Source organism: Bacillus sp. LNXM12-1 (assembly GCF_003004375.1).
Classification (GTDB): Bacteria; Bacillota; Bacilli; order Bacillales; family Bacillaceae; genus Bacillus.
The window spans coordinates 220,422-237,181 of record NZ_PVWX01000004.1 but is presented as its reverse complement, the minus strand read 5'-3'; the positions used below and the strand labels follow the sequence as shown (position 1 = coordinate 237,181).

Here is a 16,760-nt window from a genome sequence, read left to right as displayed (position 1 = left end):
AAAGAGTAAAAAGCAGCTTATGCTTCTTCAGCCGCTGCTTCTTTTTGGATAAATCGTTTTGTCCGTTCATTCTTCGTTTCATCAAATAGCTCAGTTGGTGTGCCCTGTTCAATAATATGACCATCCGCCATGAAAATCACATGGTCTGCCACTTCTCTTGCAAACGCCATTTCATGTGTGACGATGATCATCGTTGTTTCTTGGATTGCAATGGATTTAATCACTTGAAGCACACCTGAGACAAGCTCTGGATCAAGAGCTGACGTTGGTTCATCCAGCAGAATCGCATGTGGATCAACCGCTAACGCGCGGGCAATTCCAATTCGCTGCTGCTGTCCGCCAGATAACGTGACTGGATAACTGTCAGCCTTTTGCTCTAATCCTACCTGCTTCAGCAGCTTCATCCCAATCTCATTTGCTTGCTGCTTCGTCATTTTTTTCGTCACAAGCAGTGATTCTGTGATGTTTTGCAGTGCTGTCTTGTTTTTAAATAGATTATAGTTTTGAAACACCATGGCCGTTTGTTGACGCAGATGATGGGCTTCTTTACGTGTATACTTGGACGCATCGAGCTTCGCATCGCCAATTTCAATCATGCCTTCATCTGGTATTTCTAATAAATTTAAGCAGCGCAGCAAGGTGGATTTACCGGAGCCAGAAGGTCCGATAATGGCCACAACCTGCCCTTTTTGCACATCGAGATTGATTCCGTCTAAGACGACAAGATCGCCGAATGATTTCTTCAAATTGGTGAGCTTGATCATGTCCACACCTCCTTAATTCCGGTAAGGTTTGCTGATTTTTCTTTCAAATAGGTCTTGAAGGAAGCTATAAATGATGGTCATAATCCAATACACAATCCCTACGGCTAAATAGGTTTCAAAGTATTTATAGTTCGCGGACGCAATCATCTTCCCTTGTGCAAACATTTCTGCCACCCCAATGGTAAAGGCAAGAGATGTTTCTTTTAAAAGACCGATAAAGGTATTCCCCGTCGCTGGAATCGCATTTCTGACTGCCTGCGGGAAAATAATTCTGACGTAAGACTGCCATCTTGTCATGCCGACAGATAGACATGCCTCTAGCTGCCCTTCATCTACAGAATTGAGGGCCGCTCTGAAAATTTCTGCTAAGTATGCTGAGTTTTTAATACTTAATCCGATAATGACCGCTGTTAGGGCATCCATTGAGGTCATCGCAGGGAATAGCTGCGGAAGACCAAAATAAATGAGAAAGAGCTGAACCAAGGTTGGAACCGCTCTGAAAAAAGAAATATACAGCTTGGCAAATTGGTATAAAACAGGTATCCGGTTTTTCGTAATGAGAGCGAATACCACACCAATGATAATGGCAAATACCATGGAGACAATCGCCATGAAGATCGTTATCGGCAAGTATTGAATCAATGTCGGAAAAACCGTCACCATATACTGCCAATCAATTTTGTTCATGTCTGCTCTTCACCGCCGCTGTCGTTATTTTTTAATTGGCACCGTGACATCGTCTTTGAAATACTTCTCAGACAATTTCTTCAGTGTCCCGTCTTCTCTTAATTCTTTAATCGCTTTGTTAAATTCTTCTCTTAGCTTGTCATGCTTTTTATCTTTGGCAAATGGGTAGCCTACTTCTTCATACACAATTGGGTTGCCAACGATTTTGAGAGGCAGACCTGTTTTTTCAATTTGAGCAAGTAATACACTGCGTCCGTTGACATAAGCATCTACTCGGCCATTTGCCACTTCATTTAATACACCGTCTTGCGTTTCATATGTTTTAATATTGATTTTTTTGTCCGGGTCTTTGCTCTCTAGGTTTTTGGCGTGGTTAGAGCCAAGAACCGCCGCCACTGTTTTTCCTTTTAAATCATCAAGACCTTTGATGTCGTTGTTGTCCTTTTTCACGATGATTTGTGTTCCTGCGTAAGCGTACGTATCTGTAAAGTTAAACGTTTGTTTACGCTCATTTGTGACTGCGACTTGGTTTGACACTGTATCCAGCTTACCAGATGTCAGCTGTCCCATCAGTCCGCTGAATTCACTCAGCTGCCAGTCTAGTTTGTAGCCGAGTTTTTTTGCGATGGCTTCAGTTACTTCGACATCGAAGCCAACAAGCTTGCCATTGTCTTTATAAGCAAACGGATAGCTTTGCCCTGTGGCGCCTACTTTTAACACTTTTTCGTCTTTGCCTTCACTCTGATTGTTGCCGCCGCAAGCTGCTAAAACTGCCAGCATTGCTGCAAATAGAACGACTAGCCACTTTTTGTTTTTCATGTTCGTAAACCCTTCTTTCTTCTTATAATTGTGTCATATCTGACCTTAGTTGTTTTTTAAAATAAACCGTGATGTGACCCTTGCCTAAATCCTTTTCTCCTGCTCTGACGTAGCCTTTGCGCTCATACATGTCCATGAGCCACGGATGCTTATCAGCTGTACCAAGAGATACGTATGGCACCTTCAGGGTATCCCTTAGCACTTCAGTTTCCACCCATTCTAGCAAGACAGAGCCTGTCCCTTTTTTGGCGGAAGGCTCTGAAGCAAACCACCAAATGTGAGGGACGCCGAACGGTCCTGGCTGCTCTCCCCAAGGCATACGGAGCGACAAGGTAGATAAAAGTTCTCCGTTTTCTTCCATCACATAGCAAAGATTCTTTTGTACATTTTTCTGAACGAGAGCGAAATCAGCATGTGCTGCTTGAAACTGGATGCCGAGCTCACGAATTGGCTCATAGGCTCTTGTTGTCAGTTCAAGCAGCGCCTCTATATCTGCTTCTGTTGCCAGACGAAACGTGTATCCCAACGTTAGTCACCTCACCCTTATGTCGTGTAGCGATTTTTTGGCTGCTTTAACCCAAGATTTTCTCGTAAGGTTTGTCCTGTGTAATCTGTTTTGAATAAGCCACGTTCCTGAAGAATCGGGACGACGCGGTCTACGAACACATCCAGCCCTTCTGGCAAGAGCGGCGGCATGACGTTAAAGCCGTCTGCTGCTTCTTCATTGATCCATGTTTCCATCACATCTGCTAGCTGCTCTGGTGTTCCAATGAAAATATTATGACCACGAGAGCCGGCAACCGATTGATAGAGCTGGCGAATGGTCAGGTTATCCTTTCTCGCCATATTCATCACAAGATCAAAGCGGCTTTTCACCGCATTTGACGTGCTTGGATCAATCTCTGGAAGCGGTCCGTCTAAAGGATACTGAGACAGATCAATCCCACCTAAGTAGTTTTGCAGAATGCTCAGCCCAATCTCAGGAACAATCAGCTCCTGTAATTCTTCATATTTTGCTTTGGCTTCTTCCTCTGTATCAGCAATGATCGGGAAGATACCCGGCATGATGCTGACGTCCTCTCTAGCACGACCAGCAGCCTCAACTTTCTCCTTCAAGCTTTGATAAAATTCCTTCGCTTTTTCGAGATCGTTTTGTGCAGTGAAAATGAGCTCAGCTGTTTTCGCTGCAAGCTTTTGACCATCTTCGGATGATCCTGCTTGAATGATCACTGGCTGCCCTTGAGGCGTGCGTGATACGTTGAGAGGACCCCGTACTGAGAAGAACTCACCTTTATGCTGGAGCTCATGAAGCTTACTAGATTCAAAGAATTCTCCCGTTGCCTTGTTTCTGACAAGGGCGTCTTCCTCCCAAGAATCCCAAAGACCTTTCACGACCTCGACAAATTCTTCTGCTCGCTCATACCGTTTATGGTGTGCTAAATGCTCTTCTCCGCTAAAATTTTTCGCTGTTTCTTCAATAGAAGATGTGACCACATTCCATGCCGCTCTTCCGCCTGATAAATGGTCAAGGGAGGCAAACTGTCTTGCAATATGGAAAGGCTCACTGTATGTAGTAGATGCTGTTGCTGCTAAACCAATTGATGAAGTAGACTCAGCAATGGACGAAAGCAGGGTGAGCGGTTCAAATCTCGTGAGTACATTCGGATGAGAGGTTTGGTTAATGGATAAGCTGTCGGCTAAAAAGAGCAAATCCAACTTTCCTTCCTCTGCTTTTTTCGCTAATTGTTTAAAATAATCCAGGTTCATGGCTGCATCTGATACGGCGTTCGGATGTCTCCAAGAGGCAACATGATGTCCAGTTCCTGCGATGAATACGCCTAGCTTGAGCTTCCTTTTCGGCTGTGACACTTGTTCTTCATCCTTTCTATATCCTGCTGTATCAAACTGAAGTCCTCAGAAGATACATTTTTCTGATTGAATTAATCGGTTTTATCAATAAAAAAAGGGCAAATGTTGCGAAAAATGAAAAATAATTATTACTATATGCCCTTTTTACAGGATTGTCAACCGCCTTCTGAACCTCCAAAATTAGGGATTTCACCCGTTCATCATGGTGTGTCGATTTCAATATTTCCGATGAGCCGGTCTGTGGTATGTGTCACCAATTGGCTGCGTTCCAGCATGTTATGGGCGATCACGGAATGAGTGGAAGATATAGTGCGGACGGCAATCGCTTTTTGAGGAGATAAATTAATGATGTTATTCCGCAGCACACGGGCTGAGGCGGCTTGATCGATAAAGATCGCCGTCGGCTGTCCGAACGAACGATTTAAATAAAAGCGGTTATCTCCAATTTGCGGTGAACCATTTTTAATATACATCACCACATATAAAGATGTTTCTTCAAAGGAATTATCTTTAATTTCTAATGGACCCGTCGTGCTGCTGTATAAGGCGTAATTTTGGTAGTGCTTAAAGCGATTCTGCCAGATGAAAGCCTTTGCACTCCCAGTGATACTGATCGTATACGAAGACGCAAGCTCTGGGTGTCCTTCTTGAATAAAGTGGTTGCCGTTGATTCCAGTTTCCCCTTCCTGCACCCATATCCCTCTGCTGAAATCTTTGAATTGATTGTGCTGGATCAGGATATTCGTTCCTCTCACCATCGCCCCATCGATCACCGAGTAGATTGTATTGTTTGAAAAGACGACGCTATCCGATTGATAGATACGCAGCGCTGCGCTTCTTTGCCCTGTATTCGTCCCCGATTCAATATGATTTCCTTCTATTAGAATACGATTCGCCATATAAACGGACACAGCCGCATCTTCAAATAGACTGATCTTATTTCCTGTAATGTGAACGCTGTCGCCCCTCACATCAATCCCTTTTTCAAATCCCTCAATCATATTGCCAATAATGATCACATTGTTTTCCGTTTGACCAAGAGAGACACCTAAGCTCGTAATTCCTGCTTTTGTAACGCCTCCTCCCACTGCACGGATCAAATTGTTGGCAATGATTGTTTCGGTGGCAAAGCCATAGGAGATACTGCTGTCTGTATGATTGCCTTCAATGATGACACCATAGCCGTTGAAATTATAAATGGAACTTGCAGCACCACCTCTTACAATGTTGTTTCGAATTTGAATATTCAGCGGTTCTTCCATATTAACTGCTTTTTCTCCGTAGCCTTCAATATCAATACCCATTCTCGGCTCGACTCCGTTTACTCCTGCTCTCTCCAGCAGACAGTCCTCCACAATGACCCCATCACAGCCTGTAATCGAGATATTGTTTCGTCTTGAATCTGTGATGTGGCAGCCAGAAATATGAATAGATGAAGCAGGCGAGTACGATTCAGCTTGTGATAATAAACCGTGGGGACTGACAATGATGCCGTCTCCCGTACAATTCTTGATTTGCACACGATTCACTTCCACATGGGAGGCCCCTTCAATACATATCCCAAAGCCCCACTCATGGGTTTTTCGTTCAGGGGGAAGCGACTTGTACACATGCTCATGACGATCCCCTTCGATTCGCCCGCCCCTGATGGTCACATGCTGAACCTTTCCTATATAAAAGGCCGCATACCCCCACGAATCATTTGGTTTTACCTTAATCACGGCATCCGGCGCCATCTCAATGTACATATGACTTGGCACCCGTATGCCTGCACCTCGGAAAGGAAAAAATCGATCACCTCTGTACACTGCATCGATTACATACGTGCCGCTCGGCAGCCAGACGTGGGAATACCCCTGTGCTTTCGTCCATTCTAAGCATTCATTGAGCCTCGCTGTACAGTCCGTTTCCCCATCCGCAATCACACCAAAATCTTGTACATTGACAACAGGTTTTTTTAGATCAGATTCATTCAATTCCCCCAACCTAAATCCCTCCTTTTCACACAAGTCCTCTTGTCATCCTATGCATGTGTAAAAGGTTTGCTTGTACAATTCTTCAAATTTTAAGTAAATTCTTCCGATATAACTTTCTGACCATTCTCACTTGAAAGAATGTTTCATTTTTTTGAGTCTTTACGCCTATTGAACTAACATTTTCCTGTTTTAGAATAGTTTTATATTGACACAAGAACTATACAAGAATATCATTTTTCTCATATCTCTTTTTTTAAGAAAGGATCTATGCCATGTCTACAATTGACCACGATAAAATTGTTAAAAGTGTTCCTCAAAAAGGGTTTTTTGGACATCCTAAAGGACTTTACACACTGTTTTTCACTGAATTTTGGGAGCGTTTCTCTTATTACGGCATGCGTGCACTGCTTATTTATTATATGTACACAGAGGTGACAAAAGGCGGTCTTGGTTTTGATCAGACGACAGCCAATTCGATCATGTCTGTCTACGGTGCGCTTGTCTATATGTCAGGCATTATTGGAGGATGGCTCGCCGATCGAGTATTCGGTTCGTCCAGTACGGTCTTTTATGGCGGGGTTTTCATTATGCTTGGACATGTCATTTTAGCTTTGCCAAGCGGAGCAACAGCGCTCTTTATTAGTATGGGACTGATTATTATTGGGACGGGCCTTTTGAAGCCGAACGTTTCAAACATTGTTGGCGACCTGTATACCAAAACGGACCCTCGCAGGGATTCTGGCTTTAGTATTTTCTACATGGGCATCAACATGGGTGGTTTTATTTCCCCATTAATTGTCGGAACACTCGGTCAAAAAGTGAACTTCCACCTCGGATTCTCACTTGCTGCCGTTGGGATGCTTGTTGGACTGATTACATTTGTGATCACGAAAAAACCGAACCTTGGTCTTGCCGGCACTTATGTGACAAATCCGTTATCAGCTGCTGAACGCAAGAACTTCAAAATTTTCGGAACATTGATCATCATTGTGCTCGCTGTTTTTGTTGTCATTGGCATTCAAACAGGCGCACTCACGATTAATCTATTCACTTGGTTTGTCAGTGTGCTTGGTGTGCTCATTCCGATTGTGTATTTCATCGTCATGTATTTCAGTAAAAAGACGAGCTCAGTGGAGCAATCCAGGGTTCTCGCTTATATTCCATTGTTCCTTGCTGCGGTGATGTTCTGGGCAATTCAAGAACAAGGCTCAAACATTTTAGCCACATATGCAGATCAACGAACAAACTTGAATTTCCTAGGGATGACCCTTGCCTCTTCGTGGTTCCAATCATTGAACCCAATCTTTATTGTGCTGCTGTCTCCTGTGTTTGCTTGGTTGTGGATTAGACTTGGAAAGAAACAGCCGTCTACCCCGATTAAGTTCTCACTTGGCCTTCTGTTTGCAGGATTATCCTTCATCATCATGATCATTCCTGCCTACATGTCTGGTCCGAATACACTTGTGAGCCCATTATGGCTCGTTCTGAGCTTCTTCCTTGTCGTGATCGGAGAGCTCTGCTTATCACCAGTTGGGCTGTCAGCAACAACAAAGCTTGCACCTGCTGCCTTCTCAGCGCAAACGATGAGCCTTTGGTTCCTTTCAAATGCGATGGCACAGGCGATCAATGCGCAAGTGGTCAAACTGTTTGATAAAGTGCCAGAAACCGTCTATTTCGGTATCATCGGAATGCTTGCCATCGTTTTATGCGGTGTGATGCTGCTCTTAACACCAGTGATCAAGAAAGCAATGAAAGGCATTCATTAAATGAAAAAAGAAGCCTCCCGATTGGGTTGGCTTCTTTTTCTGGTTTAAAACCGGATCTCATCATCTCCATGGATTTGCAGCTTAAGCGGTTCACTTTTCGCCTGATGCTTTTTCACATAGCGGTGATAGACGACATACCCAATGATCATGAGAGGGACGCCGACATATAACCCAATGCGCTGTTCCTTATCAAAGGCAAGGCTGATTAAAACGATTGTGTTGAGTGTAATCGCAATAATTGGCAGAACCGGATAGAGAGGGGTTTTAAATTTTAAGTTTTCCAGCTTTCCGCCTGCTTTAAGATATCTTCTGCGGAAAAGCATCTGTGATAATGTAATGGTGATCCAGCCAGTCTGGGCACTCATGCCGGCAATGGACACGATCCAGGCAAATACTGTTTTCTCTGCAAAGAACCCGGATAATAGCGAAATCCCTGTAAACAGGAACGTGAGCAGTAAGGCATTCATTGGAATACCGCGCTGATTCACGCGTCTAAATGCTTTTCCTGCCATTCCTTCCTTCGATAAGGAATACAGCATTCTCGTCGATGCATACAAGCCAGAGTTGGCAACAGATAATAAAGCGATGATAATGACAAAGTTCATGATGTCTGCCGCAAAAGGAATTCCCGTTCTCTCAAATACAGTAACAAATGGACTTTGCAGCACACTCGCTTCCTTCCAAGGCACCATACCCGCTAAGACAAAGATGGATAAGACGAAAAAGACGAGTGTACGCCAAACCGTCTGATGAATCGAACGAGGAACGGTTTTTTCAGGGTTTTCACTTTCCCCTGCCGCAATCCCGATCAGCTCTGTTCCTTGGAATGAAAAGTTCACGGTGATCATCGTGACCACAACGGCGAGCAATCCATTTGGAAACAAACCATCACTCACAAAATGACTGAAGTAAGGGGCAGGTTCACCGCTCGTTGTTTCAATAAAACCAAACATCGCCGCTCCGCCTACACCTATAAAGAGTAAAATCGCAATAATCTTAATGGTTGAAAAGAAAAACTCCGACTCCCCGAACGCTTTCGCCGACCGGGCATTTAATAAGAAAAGACACATTCCAAATATGAGACACCAAATCCACACATCCACTTGCGGGAGCCAGCGCCTCATCAGCTGTCCTGCTGATAAGAATTCTAGGGCGACCGTTGCCGCCCAGCCAAGCCAATAAATCCAGCCGACAGCAAAACCCGCTGCAGGGCTGACAAATTTCGTCGCATACGTATGAAACGACCCCGACACAGGAAGTGCGACCGACAACTCTCCAAGACACAGCATGGTTAAATACATAATCAATCCGCCCACAATATAAGAAAGAACGGCTCCAACTGGCCCTGCTTGTCCAATCGTATAGCCCGTTCCTAAGAAAAAGCCTGTCCCAATGACACCGCCAAGTGAAATCATAAATAAATGGCGGGAGGTCATCGCCCTTTTCAGTTGTTCGGGCTGATTTTGTCCAACATCCACAATGATGCCCTCCTTCTTCTAAGATGCTCAGTTATCAAAACATGTCTCCATGTGATTCATTCCATTTTCAAAACAACCTACTAATTATACATCTTTTATAATAAATATTCTTCCTTCTATGGTCACTGTCTCAAAGTCTTTATTTTAGTAATGTTCGCACAAATAAAAGATGATAGGCTTTATAGACGTTAGAGGTTTGAAAGAAATGGGTTGCGGGCATAAAGTTGGTGAGATTCGCTCAAGCTAGTTTCAAATGCTTTACTTTTAGGTTGCTTCTCTGTAAGATCATATGTTGTAAATACCAACAAGAAAAGTGGGGAATAAAATGAAAAAAATGTTCTTTGCCATTATGTTAGGCGCTTGTGTTGCATTGATCACGGCATGTGGATCTGGTGCAAGCGACAACGCGAATAAACAATCCGGGTCTAAGGAATCAGGTGACCTTTGGAAATCCATTCAGGATAAAGGTGTTCTGACGATCGGAACAGAGGGTACTTATGCTCCTTTCACATTCCATGACAAAAAGACAGATAAATTAACTGGCTACGATGTAGAAGTCATCACAGAAGTAGCAAAACGTCTTGACTTAAAACCTGAATTCAAAGAAACACAATGGGACAGCATGTTTGCTGGACTGAATTCAAAACGTTTTGACGTGGTAGCGAACCAAGTTGGTAAAACTGGACGTGAAAATCAATATGAGTTCTCTGATAAATACACAACGTCTCAAGCCATTGTTGTGACAAAATCAGATAACAACGACATCAAGAAACTATCTGATGTAAAAGGCAAAAAAGCAGCACAATCTTTAACAAGTAATTACAATAAACTAGCTACAGATGCTGGTGCTAAAATTGAAGGCGTTGAAGGCCTTGCACAATCGATTCAATTGATTCAGCAAGGACGTGCTGATCTGACGTTCAATGACAAGCTGGCTGTATTGAATTACTTGAAAACAAGCGGGAACAAAAACCTAAAAGTTGCATTTGAAACAGGAGATCCTCAAGAAACTTACTTTGCATTCAGAAAAGGCAGCGGCGAAGTCGTTGACAAAGTGAATGGCGCATTAAAAGAAATGAAAAAAGACGGTACACTTGCTAAGATTTCTAAGAAATGGTTTGGTGAAGATGTTACAAAGTAATACCCTGGGAGTCGTCATTCCTTGGGATCTTCTTCAGCAATCTTTTTGGCCAATGGTGATGCAGGGGATTTATTATACAATTCCCCTCGCCATCATTGCCTTTATCATTGGTATTTTTATCGCGCTTGTGACAGCTCTTGCTAGAATGTCTAAAATCAAAGCCCTCAGATGGATTTTCTCCATCTATGTGTCGGCCGTTCGCGGAACGCCGCTTTTTGTGCAATTGTTTATTATTTTCTATTTCTTTCCGACATTTAATATCACACTGGATCCATATCCAAGTGCCATTATTGCTTTTTCATTAAACGTAGGTGCGTATGCATCGGAAATTATTCGTGCATCCGTCCTGTCTGTTCCAAAAGGACAATGGGAAGCTGGTTATTCGATCGGGATGACGCATCGTAAAACACTCGTCCGCGTCATTTTACCGCAGGCTGTGCGTGTATCGATTCCGCCGCTATCTAATTCATTCATTAGTTTGGTGAAGGATACATCTCTTGCCTCTCAAATCCTCGTGGCAGAGCTTTTCCGTAAGTCTCAGGAAATTGCTGCAGCGAACTTGGATCAGATATTGTTCATTTATATGGAAGCAGCCCTGATCTATTGGGTATTCTGCTTCATTCTATCGCTCGTTCAGCATCAAATTGAAAAACGACTTGATCGATATGTCGCAAGGTAAGGAGGGAACGACATGCTAACAGTCAAAGGTCTTAAGAAATCCTTTGGTGAAAATGAGATTTTAAAGTCAATAGATTTTACGATCAACAAAGGGCAGGTTGTAGCCATTCTTGGCCCATCAGGTTCAGGAAAAACAACGATGCTTCGCTGTTTAAATGCACTTGAAACACCAAATGGCGGCTCCTTTACCTTCGATGATTTCTCGATAGATTTTTCGAAAAAAAATAAATCAGCTGACCTGCTGAAGCTTCGCCGAAAATCAGGAATGGTGTTTCAGGATTATCACCTGTTTCCACACCGCACAGTGCTTGAAAATGTGATGGAAGGTCCTGTTCAAGTACAGCGCCGTCCAAAGGAAACGGTTCGAAAAGAAGCCATCCAGCTCTTGCAAAAGGTCGGTCTTGAAGATAAAAAGGATCTGTATCCATTCCAGCTCTCAGGCGGTCAAAAGCAGCGTGTCGGGATCGCCCGTGCACTTGCCATTCAGCCAGAGCTCATGCTTTTTGATGAACCAACCTCTGCACTTGACCCTGAGCTTGTCGGGGAAGTCTTAAAGGTCATGAAGGATCTAGCGAAAGAAGGCTGGACCATGGCAGTTGTCACACATGAAATCAAGTTTGCCCAAGAAGTGGCAGACGAAGTGATTTTTATTGATGGCGGCGTCATCGTCGAACAAGGCCCTCCGGAAGAAATCTTCAAACGACCGAAGGAAGAACGAACAAAACAATTCTTAAACCGGATTTTGAATCCAGTATGATGAAAAAAGGCTGTTCTCACGTGATGAGAGCAGCCTTTTTTCATATTTTTAAAAGTAAGCGATTACAATTGAGCAAAGCCATTTAAAGGGGCGTGGGAGTATGTTACGATTGAATTCGAGTGTTTAAGAAAGAAGGGAATGCTTTTGAAGCGGGAACATCTTTTACGTTGGTTTTTTTATTTTGTTGGATTGATCGTACTAGCTTTTGGATTATCGCTGACAGTGAAAGGAAAGATTCTTGGGATTGGTCCTTGGGACGCTTTCCACTACGGACTGTTTCAGCACTTTGGACTCACGATTGGACAGTGGTCCATCATTATTGGTGCACTGATCGTGACACTGACTTCTGTTTTTACGAAATCATTTCCAAAGATCGGCGCATTATTGAACATGGTGCTGATTGGCGTGTTTATAGATTTCTTTAATGCGGTATTGCCTGCACCACATGGGTATTTACCCGCTTTATATGTGTTTATTACAGGCGTTGTGGTATCAGGGTATGGTGTTGGCATTTATGTCTCAGCCAATCTTGGCGCCGGGCCAAGAGATTCATTAATGCTGCTCATCTCAGCGAAAACAGGATTGAACGTGCAGTGGGTTCGAAATGGCATTGAGTTAACAGTGCTTTTATTTGCATGGATGCTCGGCGGACCGATTGGCATTGGCACGATTCTGACTGCTATTTTTACAGGTATCGTCCTTCGTTTCTCCTTGCCGCAGTCTACACGGCTCCTGCAGCTGCTTATTACTAAAACAGCAGAGAAACCTGTTCAAACGCTTATCAGATAAGAACAAGCCATTCTACAAAAAGAATGGCTTTTCTTGTGCTGAAATAAATAAACAGATTTTTCTTATATTCATAAAATGAAATAAGCCTACATCTGTCATTTTAGGCTTTCAGTGAAAAGGAGGCTGTTTCCCTTTTGTACGGCGCTCACCAATGTTACAATCAATGTAAAAAATTGAGGTTCGTTATGAAGATATTTGCTATCCAATTACTACACTTAGATGAAATAGGTGCACGACAACAAATCGATTGCCTGAAACCCTTTGTATCACCTGCAAAGCGTGCTGCGGCTGAGCGCTTTCGTTTTTTGGTCGATGCAAGAAGGACCCTGTTAGGTGAGGTGCTGGTTCGTCAAATGATCCATGATATGTACGATCTGCCTATTGATCAAATCGTTTTTGCAACAGAGGGCAATGGCAAGCCTGTCGTCCGGCACATTCCTTCTTTTCACTTTAATCTTTCTCACTCTGGTGATTGGGTCGTATGCGCAATAGATGATGCACCTGTAGGTATTGATATTGAGGAGATCAAACCGATTGATCTAGCGATTGCTAAACGATTTTTTTCAGCAGATGAGTATGAGGATTTACTTTCACAACCGGCAGAACGGCAGGAAGCCTACTTCTTTCATCTATGGTCAATGAAGGAGGCCTTTATCAAGCTGACTGGAAAGGGATTATCTTATGGTCTTTCGTCCTTTACAGCCCGTCTGTCAGAGGATGGACAGGCGACGTTGACATTACCTGATCATGAAGCGCCCTGCTTTGTTCAAACATACTCACTCGATCCTGCCTACCAAATGGCGGTGTGCACACGAAAACCTTCTGCGGCTGAACGTGTTGAGATACTCTCTTGCAAAGATGTACTGTCCCGTCTTTAATATCGCCCAATTTGCTGAAGTGCTGTCTTTAGCAATTCGACTCCACGTGTGATTTGGTCTTCTTTCACATGCCAGATGTTCAGCTGAAGAATGGGGTCTTTTTGATGGGTCGACAGGTAGTGGCGGCCGATTGACTGAATGGAAACAGATGCCTTTTTCAGCTGCTGAATGAGCTGATTCATCGGAATTGATCGATCGACACGAAGATGTGTATGGGTAGCTGGCTCCTCTTCTCCCAGTTGATAAGCGATTTGATCATTTTTCAGACAAGTCACCAGCTGTTTGGATCGGTTGCGATAGGTTGTCTGCATTCTGTCTCGATGCCGTTCAAACATCCCGCTTTTTAAATATATTTCTAAGGCTGCCTGTGACAGCATGGAGCTGTCGATGTCAATGAGCCGTTTGTGTTCACTAAAAGGTCCAATCAGTTCCTCAGGTAAAACGACTGCTCCTGTTCGAAGTCCTGGAAAGATGATTTTGGAGAAGCTTTTTAAATAAATGACCTTACCCGCCTGATCATACGAATAGATCGGGTCTCTTTTTGCGTCGAATTCTAAATCGGCTATATAATCATCTTCAACGATATAGACATCATATTTCTCAGCAAGGGCTGCAATCGCTCTTTTCTCCTGTTTTGACAAGCTCGTTCCAAGCGGGTTTTGAAACCTTGGCATCGTATAGAAAAAACGAATCTCCTCTTCTCGAAAGATACGCTCCAATTCCTGAAGATCAATTCCCTTTTCCGTCCGCTGAATCCCCCGCACAGGCAGTTGATTTTTCTCTAAATATTGGAGATATAGGTGATACCCAGGCTGTTCGACTAGTATGGTCTGTTTTCCATTCGGAAAAGGGATGGTGCTTAAAATGGATAACGCCAGCTGAATACCAGAGGTCATGACGATCTGTTCTGGATTTGCAAATACTTGATAATCCATTAATCGCTTAGAAATGACTGGCAGCAGCGATGGTAAGCCGTTGGCTGTGCCATAAATAAACAAGTCATTTTGATACAAATCAATCGCTTGGTTGATGCAGTGCTGAAAATCGACATATGGAAACACAACGGGATCAGGTGCAGATGAAGCAAAATCAATCCATGTGCTATCCTGTTTACCCGCTGACTGCTTCGTTTTCACGACATAATAGCCGCTTCTTTCTACAGAATACAGCAGATGTTCACGTTCTAATGTGTCCAGTGCTTTGATGACAGTGCTTTTACTCACTCCATATTGAGCCACTAAATGACGAATGGAAGGGATCTTCATGCCAGCACTGTATTCACCAGACGCCATTTTCTCTTTTAAGCTGAGAATAAGCTGATCATATTTCCTCACACCGCTTCCTCCTTGTACCGGTACAGATATCATGTTCTCTTATTGTACACCTTAGATGATCCGATTACGATAGAAGAACAGAACCGGTCAATTCAACTGAAGCATGCATGCTCGTGTAAGGAGTCAAGTTGTGAACATTTCAAAACAGAAAGCGTATGCTGCCGCGATAGGCTACGCCACGATTATTGGTTTTTCATTTTTGTTTGTCAAAATTGCATTAGAATCAGCAAACCCGATCGATTTATTGGCACACCGCTTTACGATTTCTTTTGCAGCCGCACTATTGCTGTATCCATTTTTACGAAAGAAGAACCGCTTCTCCATTCAATGGCGTGACCTTCTCTACATCGTACCGTTTTCCTTGCTTTACCCTGTGTTGTTTTTTGCTTTTCAAGTATGGGGGCTGATGTATACTTCTTCGTCAGAGGCTGGTATTATTCAGGCAACGATTCCCATTCTGACGATGGTGCTGGCCGCGTGGTTTTTAAAGGAACGCGCGACATGGATACAAGTACTGTTTACCCTTCTTTCTGTGTGCGGGGTGATGCTTCTCTTTGTCATGAAGGGAATTGATGTAAAGCATTCACACATGATCGGCTATGTGCTGATATTGCTTTCAGCCTTATCCTCCAGTGCATATAGTGTATTTGCCCGGGTGATTACACGGCGCTTCCATGTGATTGAACTCACCTTCGTGATGACATTCTTTGGGTTTGTCTTCTTCAATGCCGCTGCGCTCATTCGGCATTCGGTTAACGGGACAATGCCGCAATTTTTCAGCCCATTTACACAAGCATCCTTTGTATGGTCGATGCTCTTTTTAGGCATTCTTTCTTCACTTCTCACGGCATATTTATCAAACTATGCCCTCTCTCAGCTTGAAGCGGCAAAGGTCAGCATCTTTAACAATTTATCTGCGTTTATTACGATCGCCGCTGGGGTTCTCATTTTACATGAAACAATCGATTGGTATCATCTCATCGGAGGTGTGCTGGTTATTGGCGGAGTGATTGGCGGGAATGTAGTGAAGAAGCGGAATTCATAAGAAAAGCGGTCTCTCAAACGAGGACCGCTTTCTTTTAATGTCTGATGAAGTGTTGTTTGGCTGCAAGGTCAATCACATGTCTCATCTGTTCTGCGAAGTGCTCGAGGTGTGTGTTGATGTACATGTGGCCTCCATCGAAATTGGTGCGTTTGATGGTCTTTGCCCATGGCAGCCAGCCATTTGCATCTTGCATGCATTTTTCATCTTGTGTTCCATTGAATAAATAAACCGGTGTTTCGATGACGGATTGATCTTTGTGCTGGAAGGTTTCCAGCGCCTGATAGTCTGCACGTAAGGACGGCGTAAAGTAATCCATCATTGGTTTGTTCTCTAATAATTCCTTTGGAATCCCGCCCATTTCGGCAATATGCTGAACAAATGCTTCATTGGATAAATGGGTCAGGATCTGCCGTTTTGTTTGCGGCGGCTGAATGGCCGAGATCACAACTGCTGCCGGATAGACCCCTTCCTTTTCTAGCAGCTGCGTCAGTCTATACACGACAAGTCCTCCCATGGAATGTCCGAACAGGATAAATGGGCGGTTCAGGTTGCCTGTAAGCCCTTCTTTGTACAGCTCAGCCAATTGGTCAATGCTCGTTTCGAGCGGCATGAGATTGGTTCCATGTCCTGGGGGCTCTGCTGCTGTTACTTCGGCAGAGCCTTTTAGCTGTTCAAAAAGTGGACGGTACGAGGCGGAATAACCGCCTGCAAAAGGAAAACAAATAAGCTGAATAAGGTCTGATTTTTTTTCAAAGGTTTTAAATAACTGATTCATACGT

The 16,760-nt window shown here is 43.6% G+C and carries 16 protein-coding genes; 7 read left to right on the top strand and 9 right to left on the bottom strand.

What is annotated here, in order from left to right:
- Positions 1 to 17: 17 nt before the first annotated feature.
- From C6Y07_RS15755 to C6Y07_RS15730, 6 genes are all read right to left on the bottom strand, one after another.
- A complete protein-coding gene (locus C6Y07_RS15755) occupies positions 18 to 764 on the bottom strand; it encodes an amino acid ABC transporter ATP-binding protein (protein WP_060595533.1) in 747 nt (248 codons plus the stop codon).
- Between the two features lie 12 nt (positions 765 to 776).
- Entirely contained in the window at positions 777 to 1,451 is a 675-nt protein-coding gene (locus C6Y07_RS15750) for an amino acid ABC transporter permease (protein ID WP_066031330.1), read from the bottom strand.
- A gap of 24 nt (positions 1,452 to 1,475) precedes the next feature.
- Positions 1,476 to 2,270 (bottom strand): amino acid ABC transporter substrate-binding protein, encoded by a 795-nt coding sequence (locus C6Y07_RS15745; protein ID WP_060595531.1) that lies wholly within the window; start codon positions 2,268 to 2,270, stop codon positions 1,476 to 1,478.
- 22 nt (positions 2,271 to 2,292) lie between these two features.
- Entirely contained in the window at positions 2,293 to 2,796 is a 504-nt protein-coding gene (locus C6Y07_RS15740) for a GNAT family N-acetyltransferase (RefSeq protein WP_095285964.1), read from the bottom strand.
- 17 nt (positions 2,797 to 2,813) lie between these two features.
- Positions 2,814 to 4,139, bottom strand: coding sequence for an LLM class flavin-dependent oxidoreductase (locus C6Y07_RS15735; protein ID WP_060595529.1), 1,326 nt, complete (start codon positions 4,137 to 4,139; stop codon positions 2,814 to 2,816).
- 200 nt (positions 4,140 to 4,339) lie between these two features.
- Positions 4,340 to 6,124 carry a right-handed parallel beta-helix repeat-containing protein gene (locus tag C6Y07_RS15730; RefSeq protein WP_066031332.1) on the bottom strand — a complete coding sequence of 595 codons (1,785 nt, stop codon included), beginning with the start codon at positions 6,122 to 6,124 and terminating at the stop codon, positions 4,340 to 4,342.
- A gap of 263 nt (positions 6,125 to 6,387) precedes the next feature.
- Here C6Y07_RS15730 and C6Y07_RS15725 point away from each other — a divergent pair, with 263 nt between their 5' ends.
- Entirely contained in the window at positions 6,388 to 7,881 is a 1,494-nt protein-coding gene (locus C6Y07_RS15725; protein ID WP_060595527.1) for a peptide MFS transporter, read from the top strand.
- Positions 7,882 to 7,925: 44 nt separating this feature from the next.
- Here the strand turns inward: C6Y07_RS15725 and C6Y07_RS15720 are convergent, their stop codons facing one another.
- Positions 7,926 to 9,359, bottom strand: a complete 1,434-nt coding sequence (locus C6Y07_RS15720; RefSeq protein ID WP_081311447.1) for an amino acid permease — start codon at positions 9,357 to 9,359, stop codon at positions 7,926 to 7,928.
- Between the two features lie 325 nt (positions 9,360 to 9,684).
- On the opposite strand from C6Y07_RS15720, the gene tcyA reads away from it, so the two are divergent.
- The 5 genes from tcyA to C6Y07_RS15695 all read left to right on the top strand — a co-directional run bounded on the left by tcyA (position 9,685) and on the right by C6Y07_RS15695 (position 13,602).
- Positions 9,685 to 10,500: a cystine ABC transporter substrate-binding lipoprotein TcyA gene (tcyA, locus tag C6Y07_RS15715; protein ID WP_003213831.1), complete on the top strand. Its 816-nt coding sequence runs from the start codon at positions 9,685 to 9,687 to the stop codon at positions 10,498 to 10,500.
- Positions 10,487 to 11,179, top strand: coding sequence for an amino acid ABC transporter permease (locus C6Y07_RS15710; RefSeq protein ID WP_034325166.1), 693 nt, complete (start codon positions 10,487 to 10,489; stop codon positions 11,177 to 11,179). The genes tcyA and C6Y07_RS15710 overlap by 14 nt, the downstream gene beginning before the upstream one ends.
- A gap of 12 nt (positions 11,180 to 11,191) precedes the next feature.
- The gene (locus C6Y07_RS15705) at positions 11,192 to 11,935 is read left to right on the top strand and encodes an amino acid ABC transporter ATP-binding protein (RefSeq protein WP_003214030.1); all 744 of its coding nucleotides are present in this window, start codon (positions 11,192 to 11,194) and stop codon (positions 11,933 to 11,935) included.
- Positions 11,936 to 12,079: 144 nt separating this feature from the next.
- Entirely contained in the window at positions 12,080 to 12,724 is a 645-nt protein-coding gene (locus C6Y07_RS15700; RefSeq protein WP_034664112.1) for a YczE/YyaS/YitT family protein, read from the top strand.
- 185 nt (positions 12,725 to 12,909) lie between these two features.
- Positions 12,910 to 13,602: a 4'-phosphopantetheinyl transferase family protein gene (locus C6Y07_RS15695; RefSeq protein ID WP_060595526.1), complete on the top strand. Its 693-nt coding sequence runs from the start codon at positions 12,910 to 12,912 to the stop codon at positions 13,600 to 13,602.
- On the opposite strand, the gene C6Y07_RS15690 is transcribed toward C6Y07_RS15695, so the two are convergent.
- A complete protein-coding gene (locus C6Y07_RS15690) occupies positions 13,599 to 14,936 on the bottom strand; it encodes an aminotransferase-like domain-containing protein (protein WP_066031334.1) in 1,338 nt (445 codons plus the stop codon). The genes C6Y07_RS15695 and C6Y07_RS15690 overlap by 4 nt on opposite strands.
- A gap of 130 nt (positions 14,937 to 15,066) precedes the next feature.
- On the opposite strand from C6Y07_RS15690, the gene C6Y07_RS15685 reads away from it, so the two are divergent.
- Positions 15,067 to 15,981: a DMT family transporter gene (locus C6Y07_RS15685; RefSeq protein ID WP_106157024.1), complete on the top strand. Its 915-nt coding sequence runs from the start codon at positions 15,067 to 15,069 to the stop codon at positions 15,979 to 15,981.
- Positions 15,982 to 16,015: 34 nt separating this feature from the next.
- Here the strand turns inward: C6Y07_RS15685 and C6Y07_RS15680 are convergent, their stop codons facing one another.
- Complete coding sequence (locus C6Y07_RS15680; RefSeq protein WP_106031584.1) at positions 16,016 to 16,756, bottom strand: thioesterase II family protein; 741 nt, start codon at positions 16,754 to 16,756, stop codon at positions 16,016 to 16,018.
- Positions 16,757 to 16,760 lie beyond the last annotated feature (4 nt).

Excerpts from the sequence above, each read along its gene's own strand:
- C6Y07_RS15755 (WP_060595533.1), bottom strand. The coding sequence starts at position 764 with ATGATCAAGCTCACCAATTTGAAGAAATCATTCGGCGATCTTGTCGTC.
- C6Y07_RS15750 (WP_066031330.1), bottom strand. The coding sequence starts at position 1,451 with ATGAACAAAATTGATTGGCAGTATATGGTGACGGTTTTTCCGACATTG.
- C6Y07_RS15745 (WP_060595531.1), bottom strand. The coding sequence starts at position 2,270 with ATGAAAAACAAAAAGTGGCTAGTCGTTCTATTTGCAGCAATGCTGGCA.
- C6Y07_RS15695 (WP_060595526.1), top strand. The coding sequence starts at position 12,910 with ATGAAGATATTTGCTATCCAATTACTACACTTAGATGAAATAGGTGCA.
- C6Y07_RS15680 (WP_106031584.1), bottom strand. The coding sequence starts at position 16,756 with ATGAATCAGTTATTTAAAACCTTTGAAAAAAAATCAGACCTTATTCAG.
- tcyA (WP_003213831.1), top strand. The coding sequence starts at position 9,685 with ATGAAAAAAATGTTCTTTGCCATTATGTTAGGCGCTTGTGTTGCATTG.
- C6Y07_RS15725 (WP_060595527.1), top strand. The coding sequence starts at position 6,388 with ATGTCTACAATTGACCACGATAAAATTGTTAAAAGTGTTCCTCAAAAA.
- C6Y07_RS15710 (WP_034325166.1), top strand. The coding sequence starts at position 10,487 with ATGTTACAAAGTAATACCCTGGGAGTCGTCATTCCTTGGGATCTTCTT.
- C6Y07_RS15705 (WP_003214030.1), top strand. The coding sequence starts at position 11,192 with ATGCTAACAGTCAAAGGTCTTAAGAAATCCTTTGGTGAAAATGAGATT.